Origin of the sequence: Kitasatospora sp. NPDC089913, assembly GCF_044748625.1 — a bacterium.
Lineage (GTDB): Bacteria > Actinomycetota > Actinomycetes > Streptomycetales > Streptomycetaceae > Kitasatospora.
This window is the reverse complement of sequence record NZ_JBIVGI010000004.1, coordinates 253496-276159: the sequence shown is the minus strand read 5'-3', so window position 1 is coordinate 276159 and position 22664 is coordinate 253496. Positions and strand designations below refer to the sequence as shown.

22 protein-coding genes are annotated in these 22664 nt (G+C 72.7%); 4 read left to right on the top strand and 18 right to left on the bottom strand.

Annotated elements, in window-relative coordinates; all coding sequences use genetic code 11:
• Window positions 1-129 precede the first annotated feature (129 nt).
• Window positions 130-663, top strand: coding sequence for a hypothetical protein (locus ACIPYS_RS09410; RefSeq protein WP_400745057.1), 534 nt, complete (start codon window positions 130-132; stop codon window positions 661-663).
• A gap of 193 nt (window positions 664-856) precedes the next feature.
• Here the strand turns inward: ACIPYS_RS09410 and ACIPYS_RS09405 are convergent, their stop codons facing one another.
• A complete protein-coding gene (locus tag ACIPYS_RS09405; RefSeq protein WP_400745056.1) occupies window positions 857-2125 on the bottom strand; it encodes a hypothetical protein in 1269 nt (422 codons plus the stop codon).
• Window positions 2126-2615: 490 nt separating this feature from the next.
• On the opposite strand from ACIPYS_RS09405, the gene ACIPYS_RS09400 reads away from it, so the two are divergent.
• Window positions 2616-3971 (top strand): DUF4157 domain-containing protein, encoded by a 1356-nt coding sequence (locus ACIPYS_RS09400; RefSeq protein ID WP_400745054.1) that lies wholly within the window; start codon window positions 2616-2618, stop codon window positions 3969-3971.
• 193 nt (window positions 3972-4164) lie between these two features.
• Here ACIPYS_RS09400 and ACIPYS_RS09395 read toward each other — a convergent pair whose 3' ends face one another.
• The 10 genes from ACIPYS_RS09395 to ACIPYS_RS09350 form a co-directional block, all read right to left on the bottom strand.
• Window positions 4165-4920, bottom strand: a complete 756-nt coding sequence (locus tag ACIPYS_RS09395; RefSeq protein WP_400745052.1) for a hypothetical protein — start codon at window positions 4918-4920, stop codon at window positions 4165-4167.
• On the bottom strand, window positions 4913-5845 hold the full coding sequence (locus ACIPYS_RS09390) for an ABC transporter ATP-binding protein (protein ID WP_400745050.1): 933 nt from the start codon (window positions 5843-5845) through the stop codon (window positions 4913-4915). The genes ACIPYS_RS09395 and ACIPYS_RS09390 overlap by 8 nt, the downstream gene beginning before the upstream one ends.
• On the bottom strand, window positions 5838-6467 hold the full coding sequence (locus ACIPYS_RS09385; RefSeq protein WP_400745048.1) for an ATP-binding cassette domain-containing protein: 630 nt from the start codon (window positions 6465-6467) through the stop codon (window positions 5838-5840). The genes ACIPYS_RS09390 and ACIPYS_RS09385 overlap by 8 nt, the downstream gene beginning before the upstream one ends.
• Entirely contained in the window at window positions 6464-7999 is a 1536-nt protein-coding gene (locus ACIPYS_RS09380; protein WP_400745046.1) for a hypothetical protein, read from the bottom strand. The genes ACIPYS_RS09385 and ACIPYS_RS09380 overlap by 4 nt, the downstream gene beginning before the upstream one ends.
• Window positions 8000-8204: 205 nt before the next feature.
• Complete coding sequence (locus tag ACIPYS_RS09375; RefSeq protein ID WP_400745045.1) at window positions 8205-8756, bottom strand: hypothetical protein; 552 nt, start codon at window positions 8754-8756, stop codon at window positions 8205-8207.
• A 23-nt stretch (window positions 8757-8779) separates the two neighbouring features.
• Window positions 8780-9361: a hypothetical protein gene (locus ACIPYS_RS09370; protein ID WP_400745043.1), complete on the bottom strand. Its 582-nt coding sequence runs from the start codon at window positions 9359-9361 to the stop codon at window positions 8780-8782.
• A complete protein-coding gene (locus tag ACIPYS_RS09365; protein ID WP_400745207.1) occupies window positions 9346-9891 on the bottom strand; it encodes a stage II sporulation protein M in 546 nt (181 codons plus the stop codon). The genes ACIPYS_RS09370 and ACIPYS_RS09365 overlap by 16 nt, the downstream gene beginning before the upstream one ends.
• Before the next feature lie 101 nt (window positions 9892-9992).
• Entirely contained in the window at window positions 9993-10277 is a 285-nt protein-coding gene (locus ACIPYS_RS09360) for a hypothetical protein (RefSeq protein ID WP_400745041.1), read from the bottom strand.
• A 1600-nt stretch (window positions 10278-11877) separates the two neighbouring features.
• Entirely contained in the window at window positions 11878-12474 is a 597-nt protein-coding gene (locus ACIPYS_RS09355) for an NADPH-dependent F420 reductase (RefSeq protein ID WP_093858299.1), read from the bottom strand.
• Window positions 12475-12511: 37 nt separating this feature from the next.
• Window positions 12512-13411 (bottom strand): inositol monophosphatase family protein, encoded by a 900-nt coding sequence (locus tag ACIPYS_RS09350; protein ID WP_400745038.1) that lies wholly within the window; start codon window positions 13409-13411, stop codon window positions 12512-12514.
• Window positions 13412-13765: 354 nt separating this feature from the next.
• On the opposite strand from ACIPYS_RS09350, the gene ACIPYS_RS09345 reads away from it, so the two are divergent.
• Entirely contained in the window at window positions 13766-15226 is a 1461-nt protein-coding gene (locus ACIPYS_RS09345; RefSeq protein WP_400745036.1) for an acyl-CoA dehydrogenase family protein, read from the top strand.
• A 140-nt stretch (window positions 15227-15366) separates the two neighbouring features.
• On the opposite strand, the gene ACIPYS_RS09340 is transcribed toward ACIPYS_RS09345, so the two are convergent.
• Genes ACIPYS_RS09340 through ACIPYS_RS09315 form a run of 6 tightly spaced genes read right to left on the bottom strand, consistent with a single transcriptional unit; the run spans window position 15367 to window position 21624 of the window.
• Window positions 15367-16338, bottom strand: a complete 972-nt coding sequence (locus ACIPYS_RS09340) for a Gfo/Idh/MocA family oxidoreductase (protein ID WP_400745034.1) — start codon at window positions 16336-16338, stop codon at window positions 15367-15369.
• A gap of 4 nt (window positions 16339-16342) precedes the next feature.
• Window positions 16343-17650, bottom strand: a complete 1308-nt coding sequence (gene ligA, locus ACIPYS_RS09335; RefSeq protein WP_400745032.1) for a protocatechuate 4,5-dioxygenase subunit alpha — start codon at window positions 17648-17650, stop codon at window positions 16343-16345.
• 25 nt (window positions 17651-17675) lie between these two features.
• The gene (locus ACIPYS_RS09330; protein WP_400745030.1) at window positions 17676-18704 is read right to left on the bottom strand and encodes an amidohydrolase family protein; all 1029 of its coding nucleotides are present in this window, start codon (window positions 18702-18704) and stop codon (window positions 17676-17678) included.
• A gap of 2 nt (window positions 18705-18706) precedes the next feature.
• Window positions 18707-19396 (bottom strand): 4-carboxy-4-hydroxy-2-oxoadipate aldolase/oxaloacetate decarboxylase, encoded by a 690-nt coding sequence (ligK, locus tag ACIPYS_RS09325; protein WP_400745028.1) that lies wholly within the window; start codon window positions 19394-19396, stop codon window positions 18707-18709.
• Window positions 19397-19414: 18 nt separating this feature from the next.
• Entirely contained in the window at window positions 19415-20452 is a 1038-nt protein-coding gene (locus ACIPYS_RS09320; RefSeq protein WP_093858306.1) for an amidohydrolase family protein, read from the bottom strand.
• A 32-nt stretch (window positions 20453-20484) separates the two neighbouring features.
• Window positions 20485-21624 carry a 4-hydroxybenzoate 3-monooxygenase gene (locus ACIPYS_RS09315; RefSeq protein ID WP_400745026.1) on the bottom strand — a complete coding sequence of 380 codons (1140 nt, stop codon included), beginning with the start codon at window positions 21622-21624 and terminating at the stop codon, window positions 20485-20487.
• On the opposite strand from ACIPYS_RS09315, the gene ACIPYS_RS09310 reads away from it, so the two are divergent.
• Entirely contained in the window at window positions 21613-21804 is a 192-nt protein-coding gene (locus ACIPYS_RS09310) for a hypothetical protein (protein WP_400745024.1), read from the top strand. The genes ACIPYS_RS09315 and ACIPYS_RS09310 overlap by 12 nt on opposite strands.
• A 91-nt stretch (window positions 21805-21895) precedes the next feature.
• Here the strand turns inward: ACIPYS_RS09310 and ACIPYS_RS09305 are convergent, their stop codons facing one another.
• Window positions 21896-22663, bottom strand: coding sequence for an IclR family transcriptional regulator (locus tag ACIPYS_RS09305; protein WP_093858308.1), 768 nt, complete (start codon window positions 22661-22663; stop codon window positions 21896-21898).
• Window position 22664: the final 1 nt, after the last annotated feature.

Sequence of the window (22664 nt, the reverse complement as noted above, 5' to 3'; positions counted from 1 at the left end):
GGCAGACCGGACAGGTCGCGGCGGACCGGGTGGGTCGCGGCGGAGCGGAGGGTCACGGCGGAGCGGGAGAGCCGCACGCACCCCGTGGGCCGGGTCGGCCGTCCGTTCCGGCGGACCTATGCTGAGGCGATGACCGACAACGGGCCGATGACCGACAACGGCGCACCCACGGGAGACGCGGGCGCTGAAGAGCCTGGCGTCGACCCGCAACTGCCCTCGACCGTAAGCATCGCCGGGGTTGTACTGAGCAGGACGGAGAGCCCTCCGTCACTGGCCTGCTGGAGCGGTTTCTTCCCGGGGCCGATGGGCGCGGCCGAGATCGGGACGAGTCTGGTGATCGAGCCGGCCGCCCCGCCGGACGAGGCCACCCTCCGTTTCGCCCACGACATCGTGACCCAGTTCGATGTCTTCGTCGACCGCGCTTCGGAGTACTGCCGCACCCGACTCCGGGAAGCGCGCTTCGGACTCACCACCGAGGAACTGAGCTGGCTCGACCGTCCGGAGTTGCCACTGGCAGGTCCTGAAGCAACCGTGTGGGCCGACCGGACCTGGGCGATCCGTTTCACGGAGAGCAGGCTCCGGCTGGCGGACCCCTACGGAATCCTCGTGACGTTCGACGGAAGGCGGCCCGTCGACGTCGAGGGCCTCGACGACGGGCAATGAACCGCCCGACGCGCCATCGGGCTTGGGTTCACAGGTGGCGGTCGGGTCGGCGGTCCCGGCGGTGCGCCCACCGCCACAGCCCGCCCCGCGCGTGGCGGGCGGGCCGTCGGCGGTGCGCCGGCGGACCCGGCAGGGGCAGCCGTCGTCGCCCCTGCGACGCGGGAACCGGTCGCAGGGGCGGAACCGCGAGGGACTACGGTCGCCAGACCACCGGCAGGTGGGAGGCGTACATGTTGCTTCCGTGAATCAGTCGGACCCCGGCGACGAGACCGGCGTCGTTGACGAACAGGGCGGCCGCGTACGGCTCGCCCGCGCCGACCGGCAGCACGGTGGCCGTCCCGTCGGGGCTCCAGCGCATCGCCTGCCGGTACTCGCGGGCGGGAATACCGCTCCAGGTGTATCCGACGACGACGGCGGAGGCGTTGATGCCGCTGGGCACAGTGCCCGATACACCGGCGGGCGCCCCGAGCGTCCTGCGCGCACCACCGGGGCGCCAGAGGGCCGCGTCCTGCCGGGCGGTGTCCGGGTCGGCGGGCGGCACGGTGCCCGCGATGTGGCCCGAGGCGTTGAGCACCGTGGCAGTGGTGCCCGCGCCCAGATCCCGGCGGCTGTGGTCGGCGGCCCAGACCAGGCCGTGCCCGGCACCGGAGTCGGGATCCGCCGTCCCGCCACCGATCACGGTTCCCGCGTCGTTGATGCCGGTGGCGGACGTGTAGCGGTAGGCCGGTGGTGCACCGAGGGCGGTGACGGCCCCGCCGGGGCTCCAGACCACCGCGTGCCGGGGGTCGAGGGAACCGGCCCCCGCGGAGTAACCGACCACCGTGCCGGAGCTGTTGATCGCGGTGGCGACGGTGCGAACGTCTCCGGCGAGCGCGGCGAGCGCGACCACCGTGCCGTCCGGGCGCCACGCCACGGCGTGCTCCTGTCCCGCGTCGTTCCAGGAGTAACCGACGGCGGTTCCCCCGCTGTTGACGGCGGTGGGCCGGCTGTATACGTCGCCGGGCAGCGCCGCCAGGGCGGCGGCGGTGGCGGCTCCGGGGGCCCAGCGAACGGCGTGTCCGCCGCCCGGCAGGCCGGACTGCCAGGAGAACCCGACCACGGTGCCCGCGTCGTTGAGCGCGACGGTCCTGCTGTACTGGTCGCCGGGGAGCGGGTCGAGGACGGCGACGGTGTGGTCGTCGTCCCAACGCACCGCGCGGGGGCCGTCACCGGGGCTGCCGGAGGACACGCTCCCGATGACGACGCCGAGCCCGTTGACCCCGGTGGGGTCGCCGAAGGGCGTGCCGGGCGGGGTGGGCAGCACGACGGCCACGGAAGGTGCCGTGCCGCGGCCGGCTGCGGCCGCGCTGGGTACGGCCGGCGCCGCGAGAGCGACGGCGGCCGCGGCGGTGGCCACCGCGACGGCGGCCCGTAACGCGCCGGTGGTGCGGAGGATCGTTCGGGTGGCTGCGGGTGTGCTCATGACGTTCGCTTCCTGTCTCGTCGACTGTGCGGATCGGCTGGACGGTGACCGGACGGGTCGGCCGAGGCCGGCCCTCGTGAACTGCGCACGGTGCGGGAGCTGTTGACGCGACGTACGGCGACACCGGTCGGCCCTGGCCGGGGCCCGGTGCGGTCCCAGTCTCCGCCACCGCGGGCCGCACCCGCAGGCCGATCGGCAAGCTACTGACAGGACGCAGACACGGAGCCGGCGAGGTACCGGGCCGGGTCACCGACATGGATGACGCCGGACGTCCTCCCCCGGTGGGAGATCGTGGACGGCGGTCGACTCGCGCACGGCACAAGCCCGTTCTCCGGGGGAACCGGGACTGCCCTCACCGCCCGCCGGCTCTGCCCTCGGGTACCTGGCGCCCGCGGGCCCGCCCGGCGTATCCATGACAAGGGCCTGCGCGAGACGTACGCGGGGCATGGACATCACCTACGGCCCCGATCCGCCGACGGAGGAAGCGCCAGTGCACAACCACGCGAAGGCCGGGCCGAACGCCACCGAGGACGCCCGGACGACGGTCCGCAGGCCGGCCGGCGCACCACCCGCACAGGCCTCCGGGCTCCTCGGGCTGCAGGCGACGGTGGGGAACTCGGTGGTCGTCCAGCGCCTGAAGCAGCAGCACCGCCACGGTGCGGGGTGCGGCCACGAGGCGGAAGAGGCGCCGGTCCAGCGCTCGGCCGTCCACGACGTGCTGCGGGCCGGCGGCCGGCCGCTGGACGGCGGTACGCGCGCGGACATGGAGAGGCGGCTGGGCGCCGACTTCTCCGACGTCCGCATCCACGACGGCAGCGCGGCGAAGGCGTCGGCGGCCGAGGTGGGCGCCCGGGCGTACACCAGTGGGAACCACGTGGTGATCGGGGACGGCGGCGCCGACAAGCACACGCTCGCCCACGAACTCACCCACGTGATCCAGCAGCGCCGGGGCCCCGTCGCGGGTACGGACAACGGAGCGGGCCTGCGGGTCTCCGACCCCTCCGACCGCTTCGAGCGGGAGGCGGAGAGCAACGCTCGCCGCGCCATGAGCGGGGCGGCGCCGAGGACCGAGCAGCACGCGCACGAGGCGGGCCGGGCCGGCCGGGGGGCCGCCCAGGAGGCGGTCCAGCGCTGGGCCGCACAGGCCGGCCCGGGCCAGCAGCAGATGACGGTCTCGGCGAACGGCGTCTTCGCCGTCCCGAACGCAGACGCCACGTCGATCTGGATCCGCGTCAGCGCGCCCGCGGGGTCCTACTCCCCGGCCCTGCGCCCGACGAGCACGGCGCAGCAGGCCCTCTTCGGCGGCACGGAGCTGTACCAGGAGCACGAGCTGGCGCGCAACATCCTGGACGACTGCCTCCACACGGCGGAGGAGATCATGCACAACGCCGTCGGAGAGCTGGCCGACGGCGCGAACAGCAACGTCCGTACCAGCGCGGGGCTCAAGGCCTTCGGCATGTCGGACGAGCAGAACCGCGACCGCGCAGGCGACTTCCAGGGGGCGACGGACCGCAACGCCAGCCCGGTGGTGGGACAGTCCTACCTGATGCTCGCCATGAACCCCGGCGAGGAGATCATGTCGCAGTACCACGCCGCAGCGGTGGTGGGGATGGACGGCCAGGACACGGTGACGATGGAGGCCTTCGCCGGAAGCGGCCAGACGGCCGCGAACCCGATGACTTACACGATCGGTACGGTGGCCTCCTTCCACGACTACTGGACGGGCGCGTACTACACCCCGCACTACCCGGAAGTCACCATGAAGACCGTGGTCCTCGTCAAGCGCGGCAAGGGCCGCCGGGTGGCAGCGGGCTCGGAACAGCCGGTCAACCCCAACGTCGCCTAGATTCGCCGGTGGTGCCGCGCGGCCGGCTCTTCCCGAACAAGGCGGACACCCACCCGACCTGGGCGGCCTCCAGCACCAACCTGCTCGGCCCGGGCACCGCTCCGTCCGGCCCGGTCGCGCCGGACGACGAAGCGGGGGACCTGCCCCGAACGGGAGCCAAGGGCACACGCGGTACGGGGCGGCAGCCAACCGGTCAGACCTCCTGCGCCCGCAGGGCCCACCATCCGGCGGCGATCGCGGCCGCGGTCCACAGCAACAGGACGAGACCACCTGCGGCAGGAGCGAGATCACCGGACTCCTGGTGGATCTGCATCAGGCGCAGGCCTGCCCGGTCCGGAAGCAGCCGACTGTACGGACGTAGCCGGTCTGCCGTGCCGAACAGTCCGGAGAGAACGAAGAAGAGGGGCAGGAGGATGCCGAGCGCGGTCAGAGTGCGCCGTACGAGGAAGGCCACCGCGGCGGACAAGGCCGCCAGCGACGAGAAATAGAGGGCGTTCCCAAGAGCGGCGCGCACACCGTCGACGGTGAACAACAGGGAGTCACCGCCTGTCAGGGCCGCGGTCCCAAGGCCCACGGAGAGGATACCGGAGAGCAGGCCGCAGCCCATGCCGAGCAGGGAGAGGACCGCGAGCTTGGCGCTCAGGAAGGTCGAGCGGTCCGGAACGGCTGTGAGTGACAGCCGGATCAGGCCGGTGGAGAACTCCGAGCCGACGGCGCGGACCGCCAGGACGACCATGCAGAGCTGGCCGAACTGCACTCCGGTGAAGGACATTCCCACGGGGTCGAAGGCCCGCTGGTGCTCGGTGTCCAGAGCTCGGTAGTCGGGGCTGAGCAGCCGGCAGAGCAGAACACCGGTGAGGGTGGTCGTCAGGACGGCTGCCGCTGTCAACCAGTAGGTCGAGGCGAGGGTGCGGAGTTTGAACCACTCACCGGCTACGGCGTCACGCACGGGAACCCTCCACCGTCGTACGGTCCGGGTTCCGCGCCGCATACTCGACGGCTTGTCCGGTGAGGCTCAGGTACGCCTCTTCCAGGGTCGTGCGCGTCGGGGTCAGCTCGTGGACGGCGATGCCGTGGGCGGCTGCCAGGTCGCCGATCCGCTCGGCGGACAGGCCGGACACCAAGGTGTCGGCGGAGATCCCCGAGACCGCGCCGCCGACGTTCGCGAGGATCCGGGCGAACTCGTCGATCCGGGGGCAGCGCATGCGTACCTCGAGCCGGGTGCGGTTCGCGAGCTCGTCGATGGGCCGGTCCGCGAGCAGGCGGCCCCGGCCGATCACCAGGACGTGATCCGCGGTCACGGCCAGTTCGGCGATGTGGTGGCTCGAGAGCAGGACTGTCCGTCCCTCGTGGGCGAGTCGGCGGAGGAGGTCGCGCAGCCAGCGGGTCCCTTCGACATCGAGGCCGTTGACGGGCTCGTCGAGGACGAGTACCCCGGGGTCGCCGAGGAGGGCGGCTGCCAGGCCCAGGCGCTGGCGCATGCCGAGCGAGTAGCCGCCGACGCGGTGCCCTGCCACGGTGGCCAGTCCGACGAGTTCGAGCACCTCGTCGGCCCGCCGCCGCGGCAGGCCGTTGGCCCGGGCCAGCCATCCGAGGTGCGCGCGAGCGGAACGCCGGGGGTCTGCGCCGGCGCCGTCGACCAGTGCGCCCACCTCGGTGAGCGGTCGGGTCCGGGCCTCGTAGGGCCGGCCGTTGACGGTGGCGGTGCCGGAATCGGCGGTGCTCAGGCCGAGCAGGATCCGCATCGCGGTGGACTTACCCGCTCCGTTGGGCCCGAGCAGACCGGTTACCCGGCCAGGCAGGACCTGGAAGGAGAGGTTGTCGAGAACGCGGCGGCGGTCGTAGTGCTTGACCAGGTCGACGGCGTCAATCACCGGGCACCGCCTGGGGCAGACGGTCGAGGTCGACGGTGCGGTCGACGACGTCCGCGAGCGGGTCGAGGAGGTGGGAGGTGAGGACGACGGCGCGCCCTTGCCCGCGCCACCGTCCGATCATGGTCCGCACCTCGCCAACAGCCTGGTCGTCGAGCCCGTTGAACGGTTCGTCCAGCAGGACGAGGACGGGGTCGTGGGCGGTGGCGACCACCAGGGCGAGTTTCTTGCGCTGCCCGAGTGACAGGTCACGTACCAGCTCGTCCGCCTGGTCCGCGACACCCAGTCGTCCTGCCCGGGCAGCCAGGTCGGCGGCCGAACGCCCCCACAGGCCGGCGGCCATGGACAGGTGCTCGGCGACCGTCAGGTAGTCGTAGAGCGGGTGGGGTTCCTGAAGAAAACCCGTGATCCGGCGCGCGCCGGGCCTTCCGGCGGCGTGTCCGTCCACCAGGACCTCCCCCTCGTCCGGTCGGCGCAGCCCGGCCAGCACGCTCAGCAGGGTGCTCTTCCCCGATCCGTTGCGGCCGGCGATCCGGACGGCTTCGCCGCTGTTGATCCGCAGCGTGAGCCGTCCCAGGAGGTCACGGTCACCTCCGCGGACGGTCAGTGACTCGATGGCGATCACGATGGCTTCCTCGGGTCGTTCGTGGGGCTGGTGAAAGTGAGTTCGGTGGAGCGGATCCGGGCGAGCGCCGCGATGAGGGCGATCAGCAGAACGCACTGGGCAAGGGCCGTGGCAAGGGCCGCAGCGGTGCCACCGAGCATCCGGTAGGAGGCCAGACAGCCCAGGGTTGCCGGTGCCAGGAGCAGGAGGGTCAGGACGGCCTCGACGGTCTCGGTGGAGGTGGGACGCTGTACGCGCCCGTTGTCGAAGCGTTCGGCCCCGGGTACGGCGTACCAGGTGAGGACCAGGGCACAGCCGGCGCACACAGCGGTGAGCGGAAGGGCGAGCAGGACCGGCACCCACGAACTGCCCCGGGTGCCGCAGAGCAGGGCGATGCCCAGGTAGCAGGGAGCCGTGAGGATCAGGATGCCCAGGGCCGCGGCGCCGGCCCTGGCCGCGGGCCAGGCGCCGGAGGGCACGGCGGTCTGGCCCAGCGCCTGCCAGGTCCGTGGCTCTGATTCGATGCCGCAGATCTGGACGACCTCGGCACTCGCGACGAACGCCAGGGTGACCATCAGGCCGAGCAGTGCGGGGACGGGCAACTGCCAGGGTGCCTCTCCGAGCCGGATCACGGCTGCGACGCACGCGGTTCCGATCAGCAGGCTCAGACGATGGAGCCGCGCGGCGCCGCCGACCACGGCGGGGTCCGCCCGGTTGAGCCTGAGCCAGGCCAGGCGCAGGGCAAGGACCTGGGCGCCGGAGGGGGTAGGCACGACCGCGGCGCGGCCGCCACGACCGCGGTGGGCCGGGGCGCCGGGGCGTACCGTTGTCGCCCGCTCCACCGCACGGGTGCGGCGGGCGAGTTCGACCGCGGCCGCCACGGTCACGAGCACATAGGCGAGGGCCGCCCAGCGAGCGGCGGCGGGTTCGAACATTTCCGCCCACAGGGAGGGGCGGATCGTCCTCACGACGTCCGTGACGCGGTGGATCGCGGAGTCGCCCGCAGTGGCGGGATCTCCTCCGAGGGCGCGCAGGAACGGTCCGGCCCACACCCCCAGCACAGCACCGCACCCCACCGCCAGGGCGCAGCGCGGCAGGTGGGCCACTCGTACGAGCGGTCGCATCAGCCAGGTGATCAGTACCATGCGGGCGAGGGCCCCGGTGCAGGCGACACCGGTCAGGTGCAGCAGGGCCGTGGCGGCCAGTTGTGAGCCGGTGTCCGACGCGCTGAGCCAGGGCAGGGCGATCGCGGCGCCGAGTACCACCACGGCGGTGGCGACGGCCAGACCGGGCAGCACCAGACGGGCCGCGACCAGGCGGCCGAGGCCGACCGGCAGGGTACGCAGGACCTCGCGGTCCCGGGGCGAGACCAGGGCTCGGGCGGTGGCGGGGTCCACGTGCAGGCACTGCAGCACCAGGTAGACCGTCACGGGCATCCAGGACCAGAGTGCGATGTCGGCCGGGCGGGCGGTGGTCACGGGGGCGATCGTGCCCAGCACCCGGCCCAGCAGGACGCACACGCCCACGGCCGCGACCGCGACGGTGACTGCCAATGTCCCCGCCAGGGCCCGGCGCCGCCGGAGAATCACGGCCAGTGGCCCTGGCTGCGTGGCGAGCAGGCGTCGCAGGTCCGCCGTCGCCAGCGCCGAGACCGCCCGAAGCTCCACGAGCAGTCCGGCCGGCGAGGGGCGTTGGCCCAGGGTCGTGCACGCCGCCGATCGGCCACCGCTTCGCGTGCCGGTACGGTGCGAATGCTGGTCAGTCGGTCTGCTCATCGCCCGCCCCCGGTCCGCTCGGTCGCTGCCGCCGCCTGCCGCGGGCGGCGTTGTGGGCGGGTGTCAGCAGGGTGGACACGACGGACAGCGCGATGAACACCGCACCGACGGTGTGCAGGCCGTCGGCCGCCGGCATGCGCTGCCCGATCATCGCCAGGGGCGTCCACCACAGGACGCCGCCGACGACGAGCGTCACACTGCCGGAACCGGCGACGGCCACCATGAGGCCGAACACCAGCAGGACCGCTCCCGAGGCGAGCCAGAGCACGTTCATCAGTTCGGCCATGCGCATCACCTGCTGGGGGTCGGCGTTCACCGCGCCGGGCGCGGACAGCGCCCGCAGGGTCTCGTCGGCCGTGGCCCGGAACCATCCGAAGCGCACGATCGCGAGCACTCCGGCCAGCACCGAGCAGGCGCTCGCCACCGCCCGCAGCCAGGGCCTGGACAGGCCGTCCACGACCGCCACCCAACAGCGGATCGAGAGATCCAGGACCCGCCGGTCGCCGGCCATCGTCAGCAGGAATCGTGTGATCACGGATTCTCCATGGGATCGGGGATCTACAGGCCGCTCAGGCCGAGACAGGACGTGGCGAAGAGTCCTCCGAGGGCTCCTCCCGCGAGCAGCGCCCTCCGCAGCGAGAGCTCGCAAAGGCCCCAGGCGACACACACCGCCAGCGGGAGCATCAGCAGCACGCCGGCGTCCGCGCGGACCACCGAAGGCACCGCGGCGGCCGCCTCGCCGTCGGCCGGTCCGGGGAGCAGAAGCCAGCCGCCTGCCCGCAGCACCACGAAGGCGACCCAGCCCAGCGCGAAACCCCGGCGGGCCCGCGCGAAGTCGCCGGATCCCCCGACCCACCGCACCAGCCCCGCCCCCACTACGCTTATCAGGGCCATCAGCACCCCCACCGTGGCCAGGTTCCCGATCGTCAGAGCGGTCCAGCCGACGGCGGCGCCGAGGGTGACGGCCTCTGCCGAGGTGTCCGGGAGCCGCTCCGCGACCTGTGCCCGAAGGGGACCCCAGACCGGCACACACATCACCGTCACCAGCGCAAGCAGGACGACGACCGTCCACACGTGGCCGCGACGCGACAGCAGCCACGCCTTCGGCCCTCGCCCGGCAGCACTCAGGTACTTATCCATGTCTCCACTCCCGCCGCTACCGCAAGCAACACCAGCACCACACCCCACAGCCGCCCCGAATCGGCCAGCTCCGCACGCCAGTCGGCCTGTCCTGCGCCGGTGACACTGCGCCACAGCGGCCTGAACGGGACCAGCCCTGCGCCGACGGCGCAGCCGACGGCGAGAAACTCGACCCCCAGGTGGGGCAGTACGTGGCGAACCACCGCCTCGAGCCCGAGGACGGGCAGAGCCTGCCCCCAGGTCACGCCCGCCAGCGCACCGACCGCCAGCGTCGCCGGTAGCACCGCGACCCCGGCGGTCAGCAGCCCTGACAACCAGAGAGCCGATGCCACACCGACGTTGCGTGTGAGGATCTCGGAGAACAACGCCAGGCCCGGATCCGGCCGGACCGGGATCAGGCCGTAGGGGTGTGGGTCGCACCACCGCCAGCCGACCGCGAAGGCCGCGCACCAGGCGAGCACACCGGTCGAGAGCGCCCAGCGCTGCCGGTGAACCAGGCCTCCCACGGCCGCCGCAACGCCGCTTCCCATCGTTTTCACCCGGATCCGAGCCTCCCTGTATCCGAGAATGAATCCGGCAGCGGTCGGGGTGCCCGACTCCAACGGACACCCCGACCGCGCCGAACCGTGAATTACTTGATCGCGGCCGACTTGCCGCCGGACTTCAGCGCACGCTTCAGACCCCAGATCGCGATCGCACCGACCGCGAGACCACCGCTCGCCAGGCCGACGGCGGACGCGACGTCCATTCCGGTGTTGATGGCGTTCCAAGCAGCGCTGGCGCTGTCGGAGCTCATGCCGAACGCGCTCTTCATGAAGTTCGGCACCGAGACGGCGGCCATCATCAGCGCGCCGAACACGGCGGCCGGAAGCGCGGCCGCGCGAACGAAGCGCGGCGCAGCAATGTTGTTCATCATTCTCCTTCTGGAAAATCCCCGGGGCACACCGGATTCGCGGCCATTCGCGGATCTCGGCCGACCCCTTTTCTGCCGACCATGCGAATCGGCAGAGGCGTTTCTATCACATTCGATGAAAAATTAACGGACCGATATACGGAACGATATTTCGGACATGCTCTCCGAAATGAATCGGGAGCTGCGCGGACGCACCGGGAACGTCCCGTCGACGCCCCAGGGGCGCGACGCGGGGATGCCCAGGGCCTTCCCGGCCCCCCGGTCCCCGAGGGGCTGCGTCCGGGCCGAGCACCAGCTTCGTCCACGAACCGGCGGAGGAACAGGTGGACGTCGGTGCCGGTGTACGGATGGCCACCCGCCCGGCCGCGTCCCGTCGCGCTCCAGAACAGCGACCAGGGCGACGTCCGGGCGCGCGCTCACCCGAGCCCCGCGGGAGGCTCTGCAGAAGCTGCTTGACGGTGCGTCCGGTGCCGCCCATGCCGCCGGCTCCACCCCGAGGGAGAGGTCGGCCACCCTGGCCGCCCGGGGCGGGAGGGGGATGTCCCCGTTCGGCGAGGAAGAAGAGTCGCACAGGACGGACGGTTCCGGGGCGGGGACTGTTCGCACAGGCCGGTGGTGGGTCACGAAGCCCGGCTCATCAGGTCGGTGGTCCGTTCATCGGCGGGCGGCCCCCGTCGGCCGCTGCCGGCACACGTGGGGCCGCCGTAGTGGTGTGGGAGCGGTGCGGCTACGACACCGGGAATCCCCCCGATGCCGCGCCTGGACCACCTACCGTAGATCGCCGGAAGCGACCGGAACCGGGTCCGGGTGGGGGAACCCACTCGCCACCCGGCGGGAAAGAGACCCGCCGGGTGGCGGGCACGCCGGAGAACGTCATGACGTCGATGCTCGTCCGGGGCGGCGCCGCCCTCGTCCTCGCGGGTCTGGCCGTGATCGCGCCGACCGCCGCTCACGCCACGACCGCCACGACCGCCACGACGAGCGGTGCCCGCGCCGTTGCCGGCACCCAGGAGACACGGACGTTCAGCGGCTTCGCCTACCGGAACAGCCCCAGAAGGCGAAGCGCGACGCCGAGAGGATGGCCCGCGAGTCCGCGCAGATCAGCGGCTTCCTCAACGAGCAGTGCGTGCTGCTCTTCGCCAACTCCGACCGGCTCGCGCCCGGCTACTTCGCCGGCGACGCCACCATCCGCTGAACCAGCTCACCCCTTCGGCCCGCCCCGAGAGCGCGACGGGCACCGCCGTGGCCTCGGGTCGGGCCACCAAGAGGCGAGCCCGCCCGGCCGTTCCGCCGTGCGGGTCGGTAACGGAGTCCTGTGGATTCGCGCCCGAAGGAGCGGATCTCCGGGACGGAACGCGTTCCTGACCTCGGCCGCCGACCGGTCGCCCAGGTCCTCCCGGGCTGCCTCGGTCGAGAACGACAGACCACGCTCGAGCAGCAGGGCGCTCACCGCGACACGAAGATCCTCTCCGGAGTACGCGATCGCCGGCCCGTCTCACGGTCCGGCGAGGCCGGCACTGGTGCCCTCCCCTGCGCCGGGGCCGGTGCGTTGGCGGCCGGTCGGCGCCGGTCCGGAGCCGGTGGGTCGGCTCCGGACCGACCGTCAGCGGGCGATGGAGATCGCGAAGGGGGTGAATCCGGTGGAGCGGATGATGTGCGGGACGAACAGGATCGCGGCCTCGGTGGCGCGGGCGGTGGTGATCCCGCCGAGGTCGGTGATCCACTCGGGGTGCCAGCCGAGGTCGGTGAGCAGGTCGTGGACGGTCTTCTTGGCCTGAGGGTCCTCGCCGGACAGGAAGACGGTCGGCGCCTGGGTGAGGGTGGCCGGTGCGGTCATCACCGGGAAGAGCATGGTGTTGAGGGTCTTGACGACGTGGGTCTCCGGGAGGGCCTCCTGCAGCTGTTCGGCGAGGCTGGAGCCGGGGTGGAGCAGGTCGGCGGGCAGTCCGTCCGGTCCGTCGGTGGTGGCGTTGGAGACGTCGACGAGGATCCTGCCGCGCAGTTCCTCGCGCAGGGCGGCGAGCCGCTCCAGCGAGCCGGCGCCGGGGGTGGCGTTGATGACGATCTCGGCGGTCCGGGCCGCCGCGGCGGCCTCGCCCGGTGCGCGGTCCGCGACCGTGACCTGGTGGCCGGCCCGGGTGAGGGCCGCGGCCAGATTGCCGCCGACGCGGCCGTTCCCGAGAACTGCGATCGTGGTCATGATGTGGTCCTTCCGTACGTGCAGTCGGTGGTGAGGTTCAGCGCGAGAGGGTGGTGACGGCCTGGGCGTGGATGCCGGGGGCGGTCGCCAGGAAGCTCTCGCTCCGCGGGGTCCAGGGGCGGCCGTCGGTGTCGGAGACGTGTCCGCCGGCCTCGGTGACGAGCAGGGCGCCGGGGAGCAGGTCGGCACGGGCCCCGGCGAACTGCCAGAAGACGTCGGTGCGGCCGGCGGCGACGTTGGCCAGGTGCAGGGTCGCGGGCACCGAGGTGCGCACGACGAGTGCGTCGAGGAGCATCGCGGTGACGGAGGAGCCGATGCGCCGCACGACGCTCTCGTCCTCGTCGGGGCGGGCCTGGCTGGTGGCCACGATGCCAAGGCCCAGGTCGGTGGTCGGGGCGACGCGCAACGGCCGACCGTCGAGGTGGGCGCCCGCGCCGGCGAGCGCGGTGTAGGTCTCGCCGGTCAGCGGCAGGTGGACCACGGTCAGGACCGGGCTGTTCTCCCGGACCAGGGTGGCGGTCACCGCCCACTCGGGCAGGGCGTGCAGGTGGTTGACGTTGCCCTCGGCCGGATCCACCACCCACCACTCACCCGGCGGCAGCGCCCCGCCGTCGAGCTCGTCCTCCACCCACCGGGCCTGCGGGCGCAGCCCGGTGAGGGCGGGGCGCAGGATCTCCAGCGCCGCGTCGTCGTTGACGGCCAGCGCGCGCATCAGCTCCTCGCGGCTCTCGTAACGGACCACCTCGCCGAAGAGCGCGCGAAGCGCGGCGCCGGCCTCGCGCACGGCGAGCGCGGTACGGGTCAGCAGGTCCGCATCGGAGGCGGGAACGGAAACGGGGGCGGTAACGGAAACGGGGCCGGGAACCGAGGCGGGGCCGGGAACCGAGGCGGGCGCGGGACCGGCGGAGGCGACGGCGTTCCGAAGCGTTTCTTGCATGGTGAACTCCCTTGCAGAAAGCGGGTGATGAGGAGGTTCGGACCGAACCGCGCGCCCTATGCGGCGCTCCGGTAACGAAGGTAGGCGCCCTCATGACTGACTTCAAATGCATGTCAGGAACGCCTGGAATTACCGGCATGCAATCGGACTCGAATCCGCCGGGCCGTGCACGACGCACCGCCGCAGGGGACGGGTGGGGCCGGCAGCACTCCGTCCGGCCCCCTGCGGCTCTCCGGCCGAGCCCGTCAGTAGGATCACCGGACCGACACCCGCGCCGCCCGGTCGGCGGCCGCCGCGAACCGTCAGGAACGGTTCCGGGCAACCGGGTCGCACGTCCCGGAAACGGATGGAGTCATGACTGAAGCCGCGGACGCCCGCACGTCGGTCGCGGTCCTCGCCTCGCTCCCGACGGAGGAGTTCGTCGCCGGGATCGAGGCGGCCGCCGTGCGGTTCGACGCGGCCACCTACCCGCAGCGGGAACTGCCCGCGCAGGACTGGGCCGGGCTGACGGGGGCGGGCGTGCTGCTGCCGGTGCTGCCGGTCGAGTACGGCGGCCGGGGCAGCCACGTCGAGATGTGCCGGGTGGTCGAGGTCCTGGCGGAGCGGAACCTGGCCGTCGCCGTCCACACGGCGATCGTCACCGGGCTGGCACTGCGACCCGTCGTGCGGTGGGCCGGCGAGGAGACCAAGCGCGAGGTGCTGCCCCTGTTCGCCGCTCCGGTCGCGCCGACGGCCGGGTTCGCCTCCACCGAACCCGGCTGCGGCTCCGCCATGTCGGGCCTGACCACCACCTTCGAGGAGGTCGAGGGCGGCTACCGCATCCGCGGCCGCAAGCACTGGCAGGCGCTGAGCGCCACCGCGTCGTGGTGGGTGGTCGTCGCCAAACGGGACCGCGACGGCGGCCGCGAGTACGGGTGGTTCGTCGTCGAGCGCGGCGACGGGTTCCGCACCTCGCAGCGGTACGAGGCGCTGGGCCTGAAGGTGATCGACTACGGGGTCAACGACATCGACGCGATCGTTCCCGCACACCGGCGCATCGACGTCGGGGCGGGCGACCTGAGCTCGATGGTGGACATCTACCTGTCGGGGCGGGCCCTGATCGGCGCGCTGGCGTGCGGCTTCCTGCGCCGTCTCGCCCGCGAGGCACGCGCCTACGCCGACGCGCGTCGCGTCGGGCGCTCGCCCCTGTCGGCGATCGGGTTCGTCCGCCACCGGCTCGAAGCCGTCGACGCCGCCCACACCGTCTGCGCGGCGCTCGACCACTACGTCCGGACCCGGCTGGACCTCACGGCCGACCTCACCCCCGCGTTCCCCTGCATCCAGGCCGTCAAGATCGTGGCCACCGAGCTGATGGTGAGCTCCGCCAACCACTACCAGCAACTCGCGGGCGGCGAGGGCTACCGCAACGGCTCGCCGACCAACATCGCCGCCCAGGCGTTCCTGGACTCCCGGGTCTTCACCGTGTTCGACGGCACCAACGACCTCCTCGGCCAGCAACTCGCCCAGCACTGCCTGGACCGTTCGCCCGGCCGTTCCCTCAGCGCCTTCCTCGCCGACTGGGAACCGACCGCGCCGGCCGTCCCGGCGCACGGCCTCGACCTGCGGTTCCTCGACCGCGAACTCGCCCAGGAGCACCTGGTCCTGGCCGGCCGGGCGATCGCCTACACCTTCGCCGCCGCCCGCGTCCTGCAGTGGGCCCGCGAGAGCGGCGCCGACGCCGACCGGGCCCGCCGCGCGGCCGCGTTCCTCCGGGCCGACATCGACCGCGTCCGCGTCGAGTTCGACCTCCTGGACGACCTTGCGCCCGGCTCCTGACCAGCACCGGCGCGGGAGGGGCGAAACCCGCCGGGCCGACCTGACCCGCCCCCGGCGCACCCCTCGAGGACCGGGTCAGGACCTCCCAGGGCCCCGGGCGTCGCGACACGCGGCGCCCGGAGCCTCGCGTCGGCCCCCGGTCAGGACGCGGCGGCCGCGAGCTGCTGCTCCAGGACGGCCAGCGTCCGGTAGCAGTTCAGCACCTGGGCGACCGAGGCGTTCGGCTCGCGGCCCTCGCGGATCGCGGCGACGAACTCGCGGTCCTGCAGCTCGATGCCGTCCATCGAGACGTCGACCCCGCTCACGTCGATCGGCACGTCCTGGCCGGTGAACAGGTCGTCGTACCGTGCCAGGTAGGTGCCGGTGTCGCCGATGTAGCGGAAGAAGGTGCCCAGCGGACCGTCGTTGTTGAAGGACAGCGACAGCGTGCAGATGGCTCCGTTCTCCGCCCGCAGCTGGACGGACATGTCCATCGCGATGCCCAGTTCGGGGTGGACCGGCCCCTGGATCGCGTTGGCCTGCACGATCGGCGAGCCGGTCTGGTGGGCGAACAGGTCGACGGTGTGCGCGGCGTGGTGCCACAGCAGGTGGTCCGTCCAGGAACGCGCCTGGCCCAGGGCGTTGAGGTTCTCGCGGCGCAGGAAGTAGGTCTGCACGTCCATCTGCTGGATCCGGTAGTCGCCGGAGCGGATCCGCCGGTGCACCCACTGGTGGCTGGGGTTGAAGCGCCGGGTGTGGCCCACCATGGCGACCAGCCCGGTCCGGCGCTGCGCCGCGTCGCAGGCCTCCGCGTCGCCCAGCGAGTCGGCGAGCGGGATCTCGACCTGGACGTGCTTGCCCGCTTCCAGGCAGGCGAGGGTCTGCCCGGCGTGCAGGTGGGTGGGCGTCGCGAGGACCACCGCGTCGATGTCGTCCGCCGCGAGCACCTCCTCCAGCGTCGCGACGGCGCGGCCCACGGCCTGCTCCTCGGCGAACCTGCGCGCCTTCTCCAGGGTGCTGCTGACCACGGCGGCCACCTCCACTCCCTCGATCCGGCGCAGCGCGGCCGCGTGCTTGGCGCCGAAGGCGCCGCCCCCGACCAGGGCGATCCGCACGGTCTGCTCGTCGGTCATGTCGTCACTCCTTCGTGGTGGGCGTCCCGCCCGCCGGGTGGTTCTCGAGAATCAGGTGGCCGACGGCGGTGTTGGACGCCGGCACGTGGTAGAAGCGGTGCTTGACCTCGGTGCGGCCCGCGCCGTCGACGTCGCTCATCGCTCCCCGGGCGATCAGCCACATGACCAGCTCGATGCCCTCGGAGCCGGCCTCCTCGACGTACTCCAGGTGTGGGACCCGGGCCAGTCCCTGCGGATCGGTGATCAAGCGGTCCAGGAAGGCGTTGTCCCACGCGCGGTTGATCAGACCCGCGCGCGGCCCCTGGAGCTGGTGGCTCATGCCGCCGGTGCCCCAGACCTGGACCTTCAGCGGCCGCTCGTAGGACTCGACGGCCCTGCGCAGCGCCCTGCCGAGCTCGAAGCACCTGGCGCCCGAGGGCACGGGGTACTGCACCACGTTGACGTGGAGCGGGATCACCCTGCACGGCCACCGCTCGACGTCGCCGAACATCAGCGACAGCGGAACGGTCAGGCCGTGGTCGACGCTCATCTCGTTGGCCAGGGTGAGGTCGAAGTCGTCGCGGATCAGTGAGTGGGCGATGTGCGCGGCCAGGTCGGGATCGCCCTCGGTCCCGGGGACCGGGCGGGGTCCGTAGCCCTCGTCGGCGGTGGGGCAGGCGGCGCCGGTGCCGAGCACGAAGGTCGGAACCATCGACTGGTCGAAGGCGGAGGCGTGGTCGTTGTAGACCAGGAGGATCACGTCGGGGAGGTTCTCGCGCGCCCACCGCCTGGAGTACTCGTAGCCCTCGAAGACGGGCCGCCAGTAGGGCTCGTCGGTCTTGTGGTGGTCCATCGCCGCACCGATCGCCGGCACGTGCGAGGTGAAGACCGCGCCGGTGACGGTCGCGTGCCCGGCGGGCGGCCTGCGGTCGGCGTGGGCGGCTTCGAGGACGGCGTGGTCGATCCGGTTGCCCTCGACCGAGCGGCCGCCGCGCAGCATCATGTCGCGGTACTCCTGCTCGGTCATGCCGGTCATCGAGCCCGCCATCTGCTGGAACGACAGTCCCAGCGTGGCGCCCCACTTGGCGAGGAAGTAGATGTTGCCGCCCTCGCGCATCGCGGCGTTCAGGTCGCGCTCCAGCAGCGCCCGCTTCTGCTCCTCCCGCAGCGGCCAGGCGTCCAGGTAGGCGCGCTCGTCGGCGAGGTACAGCTCGCGGTTGTCGGCCGTCATCAGCGACATGCAGAACTGGTTGAGGTGGTAGCCCCTGGCGGACTGCTCGGCGTCGAAGACGGTCGTGCCCGGGACCAGCTGGTAGGTCTTGTCCAGCGACATGCTGGGGCTCCGATCGGGTGGCGGGTCAGTCGGCATCGGGCCAGTACAGGCGCATCGGGTTGTCGACGAGGAGCTTGTGCCGCAGGGCCGGTGTCGGCGCGATGTGCGGGAGGAAGTCGACGAGCAGGCCGTCGTCGGGCATGTGGTCGGTGAGGTTCGGGTGGGGCCAGTCGGTGCCCCACAGCACCCGGTCGGGGAACTCCTCGACCACGCGGCGGGCGAACGGGACCACGTCGCGGTACGCCGTCCGCTCCCCGTGCAGGGCCGGTGGGCCGTCCACCGACAGCCGCTCCGGGCAGGTGACCTTGCACCAGATGTCGGGCCGGGCCCGCAACAGGTCCAGGAACGCCTCGAACTCCGGGCCGTGCGGGTCCTTGGTGACATCGGGGCGGCCCATGTGGTCGACGACCAGCGGCACCGGGACCGAGAGGAGGAACTCGCGCAGCTCGGGGAGGTCGGCCGCCTCGAAGTAGACGACGACGTGCCAGCCGTACGGCCTGATCCGCTCGACGACGTCCCACAGCTCCTGCCGCGGCGCGGCGTCGACGAGCCGCTTGACGAAGTTGAACCGCACTCCGCGCACGCCGGCCTCGTGCAGTTCCCTCAGTCGCGCGTCCGCGGTCCCGGGTCGCACCGTCGCGACCCCGCGGGCCAGGCCGCCCGACGCCCGTAGGGCGTCGACCATGGCGCTGTTGTCGGCGCCGTGGCAGGTCGCCTGGACCACGACCGTGCGGGCGAAACCCAGCCGGTCGCGCAGCGCGAACAGCTGCTCCTTGGAGGCGTCGCAGGGGGTGTACTTGCGTTCGGGGGCGAACGGGAACTCCGTACCGGGGCCGAAGACGTGGCAGTGCGCGTCGACGGCGCCCGCGGGCAGCCGCAGCTCCGGGCGACTCGGAGCGGCGTACCAGTCAAGCCAGCCGGGGGTCTTCTCGAAGGCCGGGGCCGGGGCCGGGGCCGGGGCCGGGGCCGAGGTCGAGGTCGGGGCCGGGGCCGGGGTCGGGGCCGGGGCCGGGGTCGGGGCCGGGGCCGGGGTCGGGGCCGGGGTCGGGGTCATCCTCAGTCCTCGTACCGAAGCCCGAGCGCGCCCAGCGGGCCGCGCATGCCGTAGACGTCCAGGCCGAGTTCGCCCGCGCGGAACCTCGCGCGCTTGCCCGCCTCCCCCGCCTCCCGCGCGGCCGACGCCTCGGCGACCTCGGCGGCCCGCTCGCGCGGCACCACGACGACGCCGTCCGCGTCCGCGACGACGACATCGCCGGGCCGCACCAGGGCGTTGGCGCAGACCACCGGCACGTTGACCGAGCCGAGGGTGGCCTTCACCGTGCCCCTGGCGTTGATCGCCCGCGCGAAGACCGGGAAGTCCATCTCCTCCAGGTCGGCCACGTCGCGCACGCCGCCGTCGATGACCAGCCCCTGGCATCCCCTGGCGCGGAAGGACGTGGCGAGCAGGTCGCCGAAGAACCCGTCCTCGCTCTCGGTCGTGCAGGCCGCGACCACGACATCGCCGGGGCGGACCTGCTCGGCGGCGACGTGCAGCATCCAGTTGTCGCCGGGTTGCAGCAGGACGGTCACCGCCGTACCGCAGAGCCGGGCCTTCGGGTAGGCGGGGCGCAGGTAAGGACGCATCAGCCCGACCCTTCCCATGGCCTCGTGGACGGTCGCCACGCCGAACGCCGACAGCGCGGCGACCGCCTCGGGGGCGGCGCGGGTGACCGACGTGCGCACGACGCCGATCTCGGTGTGCTCCATGTGTTCCTCCTCGTGGGTTCAGCGGCCGGACGCGGCCGGGCGCGCCGCGAGCCGCGCGGCGAGACGGGGGTGGACGCGCAGGGCGTTGCCCGCGTAGACGGCCGCCCGCTCCTCGTCGGAGAGGTGCGGCGTGGCGTCCACGTACCGCTTCGTGTCGTCGAAGTGGTGGCCGGTGCGCGGGTCGACGTCGCGGACCGCGCCGATCATCTCGCTCGCGAACAGGAGCGACCGGCTGGGGACCACCCGGGTCAGCAGGTCGACGCCCGGCTGGTGGTACACGCAGGTGTCGAAGAAGACGTTGTCCAGCAGGGTCTCGGGGTCCGGCCTGCCGAGCGCCATCGCCAGGCCGCGGAACCGCCCCCAGTGGTAGGGCACCGCGCCGCCGCCGTGCGGGATCACCAACCGCAGCGTGGGGAAGTCGGCGAACAGGTCGCCCTGGACCAGTTGCATGAACGCCGTGGTGTCGGCGTTGAGGTAGTGGGCGCCGGTGGTGTGGAAGGCCGGGTTGCACGAGGTGCTGACATGGATCATGGCCGGGACGTCGTACTCGACCATCGCCTCGTAGAGCGGGTACCAGCTGCGGTCGGTCAGCGGTGGAGCGCTCCACCGGCCGCCCGACGGGTCGGGATTGAGGTTGACCGACACCGCGCCGAGCTCCTCGACCGCACGGCGCAGTTCGGGCAGGCAGGTGGCGGGGTCGACGCCGGGCGACTGCGGGAGCATCGCGCCCATCGCGAAGCGGTCGGGGTGGAGCGTGCTGACGCGGTGGACGAGGTCGTTGCAGATCCGCGCCCACACCGACGACACGTCGAAGCCGCCGATGTGGTGGGCCATGAAGCTGGCCCGCGGGGAGAAGACGGTCAGGTCGCTGCCGCGCGCGTCCATCAGTCTCAGCTGGTTGTCCTCGATCGCCCGGCGCAGGTCGTCGTCGGTGACGACCAGGTCCCCGGGGTCGGGTGCTTCGGCGGCGGAGCCCGCCGCCGCCACCTGCCGCTCCCGCCATTGCGCCACCTGTGCGGGTGCGGTGGTGAAGTGACCGTGACAGTCGATGATCATGGCTGCGCTCTCCTGGAAGGGGGACGTCCGGGTCAGGCCCGGCTGCCGGTGGGCCAGCCGGTGTACTGCTCGGCGAGGAAGGTGCGACCGGCCCGGGTGCCCACCGCGTTGTCGAGCTCGCCGAGCTGGCGCCGCAGGTCGAACGGCGTGGCACCGGGCGCGGTGTGCAGCAGCCCGGTCATCCAGGACGAGAAGTTCTGTGCCCGCCAAACCCGTTGGAGGGCCTGCGGCTGGTAGTCGTCCAGCGCGGCCGCGCCTTCGCTGCCGAGCGCGCGCAGCAGCACACCGGCGAGGACCTTCACGTCGTGCAGCGCCAGGTTCAGCCCGCGGGCGCCGGTCGGCGGTACGGTGTGCGCGGCGTCGCCCGCCAGCGCCATCGAGCCCCAGCGCATCGGCTCCTGCACGAAGGAACGGAACCGCAGCACCGTCTTCTCGAGGATCGGCCCCTCCTTGAGCCGGAAGCCGTCCTCGCCGGCCACCCGTTCCTGGAGCGTCCGCCAGATGCGCTCGTCCGGCCAGGCGTCGACGCTCTCCTCGGGGGCGCACTGGAAGTACATCCGCTGCACGCTCTCGGTGCGCTGGCTGATCAGCGCGAACCCGTGCCCGGAGTGGGCGTAGACCAGCTCGGGTGCGCTCGTCGGCGCCTGCGCCATGATGCCGAACCACGCGAAGGGGTAGTCCTTGCCGTAACGCACCCGCCGGTCCTCGGGGACCAGATCGCGGCACATGCTGCGCGATCCGTCCGCACCGACCACGTAACGCGCCCGGACCTCGTGGCGGGCCCCGTCGGGCGCGGTCCAGCGCACCCGGGGAGCGTCGGTCGCAACGTCCAGGACCTCGGTGTCCCTGACACCGAAGCGGACCGTGCCGCCGTCGCGCTCCCGGGCGTCCGCCAGGTCGGTGAACACATCGGTCTGCGGGTAGAGCCACACCGACGCGCCGACCAGTTCCCTGAAGTCGACCCGGTACGGCCGGCCGCCGAACCGCAGCTCGACGCCCTCGTGCTCGTGGCCCTCCCGCAGGATCCGCCCGGAGACACCGGTCTCGACCAGGTCCCGGGCCACGTCCGCTTCGAGGATGCCCGCCCGGTGCGTCGCCCCGATCTCCTGCCGGGTGCGGGTGTCGAGCACGACCGTCTCCACCCCGGCACGCCCGAGCAGGTGGGCCAGCATCAGTCCGGCCGGGCCGGCACCGACCACGGCGACGGGGACCGTGGCGACGGTGTCGACGACGGCATCGGCAGCATCAACGGCGTCGGCATCGGCATCGGCGGCATCAACGGCGTCGGCATCGGCATCGGCGGCATCAACGCCGTCGGCGGCGTCAACGGCATCGGCCATGGCATCTCCTGAGCGGTGGTACGGGGTTGCGGACACCCCGAACGCTGGCATCCCGCCCCCCGCCCCGTCGCCGCTCTTTCCGCCAGGCGGAAACCCCGGGTTGTCAGGCCGTCGTCCGGGCCCGCCGGCCCAGCTCCTCGGAGATCCCCCGCACAGCCCTCAGCAACGGCTCGCGCAGCCCCCGCGCACGGCTCGCCCCCCGCGCGGCGACGACGATTCCCAGGGCGGCGCTCACCGGGCCGGCCCGACCGATCCGCACCGGCGCGGCCACCGCGACCGAGCGTTCCGAGAGCTGCCGGTCACTGACGAACACCTGCTCGCGGCGGATCCGGTCCAGCTGCGCGCGCAACGCCTTCGGGTCGGTGACGGTGTACGGGGTCCAGGCCCGCAGCGGCGCCCCGAGGACCTCCTCCTGGATCTCCCCGGGCGCGTGCGCCAGCAGCACCCGGCCCATCCCGGTGGAACCGACCGGGAACCGCGACCCGACCATTGTGACCACCTCCACCGACCCGTGCCCCGCGATCCGTTCCACGAACACCAGCTCCGTGCCCTCGCGCACCGCGAGCTGGACGTTCTCGTGGGTCGCCTCGTAGAGGTCCTGCATGAACGGCAGCGCCGCGTCACGCAGGATCTGGGTCCTCGGACATCCCGAGGCGATCTCCCACAGCCGCAGCCCGACGTGCCACGATCCGTCCTCCGCGCGCTCCAGCGCCCCCCAGGCCGCCAGCTCCGTCAGCACGCGGTGGGTGGTGCTCAGCGCCAGGCCCGTACGCTGGGCGATCTCCGACAGTGTCTGCGACGGGTGCTCACGGTCGAAGGCCGCGAGGACCTCGAGAACCTTTCCGGCCGCCGTGCTCCGGGGTGTGATCATC

What these genes read in the sequence shown, in the direction of transcription:
- ACIPYS_RS09320 (WP_093858306.1), bottom strand. Translation starts at nt 20,452, where the DNA reads ATGATCATCGACTGTCACGGTCACTTCACCACCGCACCCGCACAGGTG.
- ACIPYS_RS09350 (WP_400745038.1), bottom strand. Translation starts at nt 13,411, where the DNA reads ATGCAAGAAACGCTTCGGAACGCCGTCGCCTCCGCCGGTCCCGCGCCC.
- ACIPYS_RS09370 (WP_400745043.1), bottom strand. Translation starts at nt 9,361, where the DNA reads ATGGATAAGTACCTGAGTGCTGCCGGGCGAGGGCCGAAGGCGTGGCTG.
- ACIPYS_RS09365 (WP_400745207.1), bottom strand. Translation starts at nt 9,891, where the DNA reads ATGGGAAGCGGCGTTGCGGCGGCCGTGGGAGGCCTGGTTCACCGGCAG.
- ACIPYS_RS09345 (WP_400745036.1), top strand. Translation starts at nt 13,766, where the DNA reads ATGACTGAAGCCGCGGACGCCCGCACGTCGGTCGCGGTCCTCGCCTCG.
- ACIPYS_RS09410 (WP_400745057.1), top strand. Translation starts at nt 130, where the DNA reads ATGACCGACAACGGGCCGATGACCGACAACGGCGCACCCACGGGAGAC.
- ligK (WP_400745028.1), bottom strand. Translation starts at nt 19,396, where the DNA reads ATGGAGCACACCGAGATCGGCGTCGTGCGCACGTCGGTCACCCGCGCC.
- ACIPYS_RS09360 (WP_400745041.1), bottom strand. Translation starts at nt 10,277, where the DNA reads ATGATGAACAACATTGCTGCGCCGCGCTTCGTTCGCGCGGCCGCGCTT.
- ACIPYS_RS09330 (WP_400745030.1), bottom strand. Translation starts at nt 18,704, where the DNA reads ATGACCCCGACCCCGGCCCCGACCCCGGCCCCGGCCCCGACCCCGGCC.
- ACIPYS_RS09305 (WP_093858308.1), bottom strand. Translation starts at nt 22,663, where the DNA reads ATGATCACACCCCGGAGCACGGCGGCCGGAAAGGTTCTCGAGGTCCTC.
- ACIPYS_RS09355 (WP_093858299.1), bottom strand. Translation starts at nt 12,474, where the DNA reads ATGACCACGATCGCAGTTCTCGGGAACGGCCGCGTCGGCGGCAATCTG.
- ligA (WP_400745032.1), bottom strand. Translation starts at nt 17,650, where the DNA reads ATGTCGCTGGACAAGACCTACCAGCTGGTCCCGGGCACGACCGTCTTC.
- ACIPYS_RS09340 (WP_400745034.1), bottom strand. Translation starts at nt 16,338, where the DNA reads ATGACCGACGAGCAGACCGTGCGGATCGCCCTGGTCGGGGGCGGCGCC.
- ACIPYS_RS09405 (WP_400745056.1), bottom strand. Translation starts at nt 2,125, where the DNA reads ATGAGCACACCCGCAGCCACCCGAACGATCCTCCGCACCACCGGCGCG.
- ACIPYS_RS09315 (WP_400745026.1), bottom strand. Translation starts at nt 21,624, where the DNA reads ATGCTGGCCCACCTGCTCGGGCGTGCCGGGGTGGAGACGGTCGTGCTC.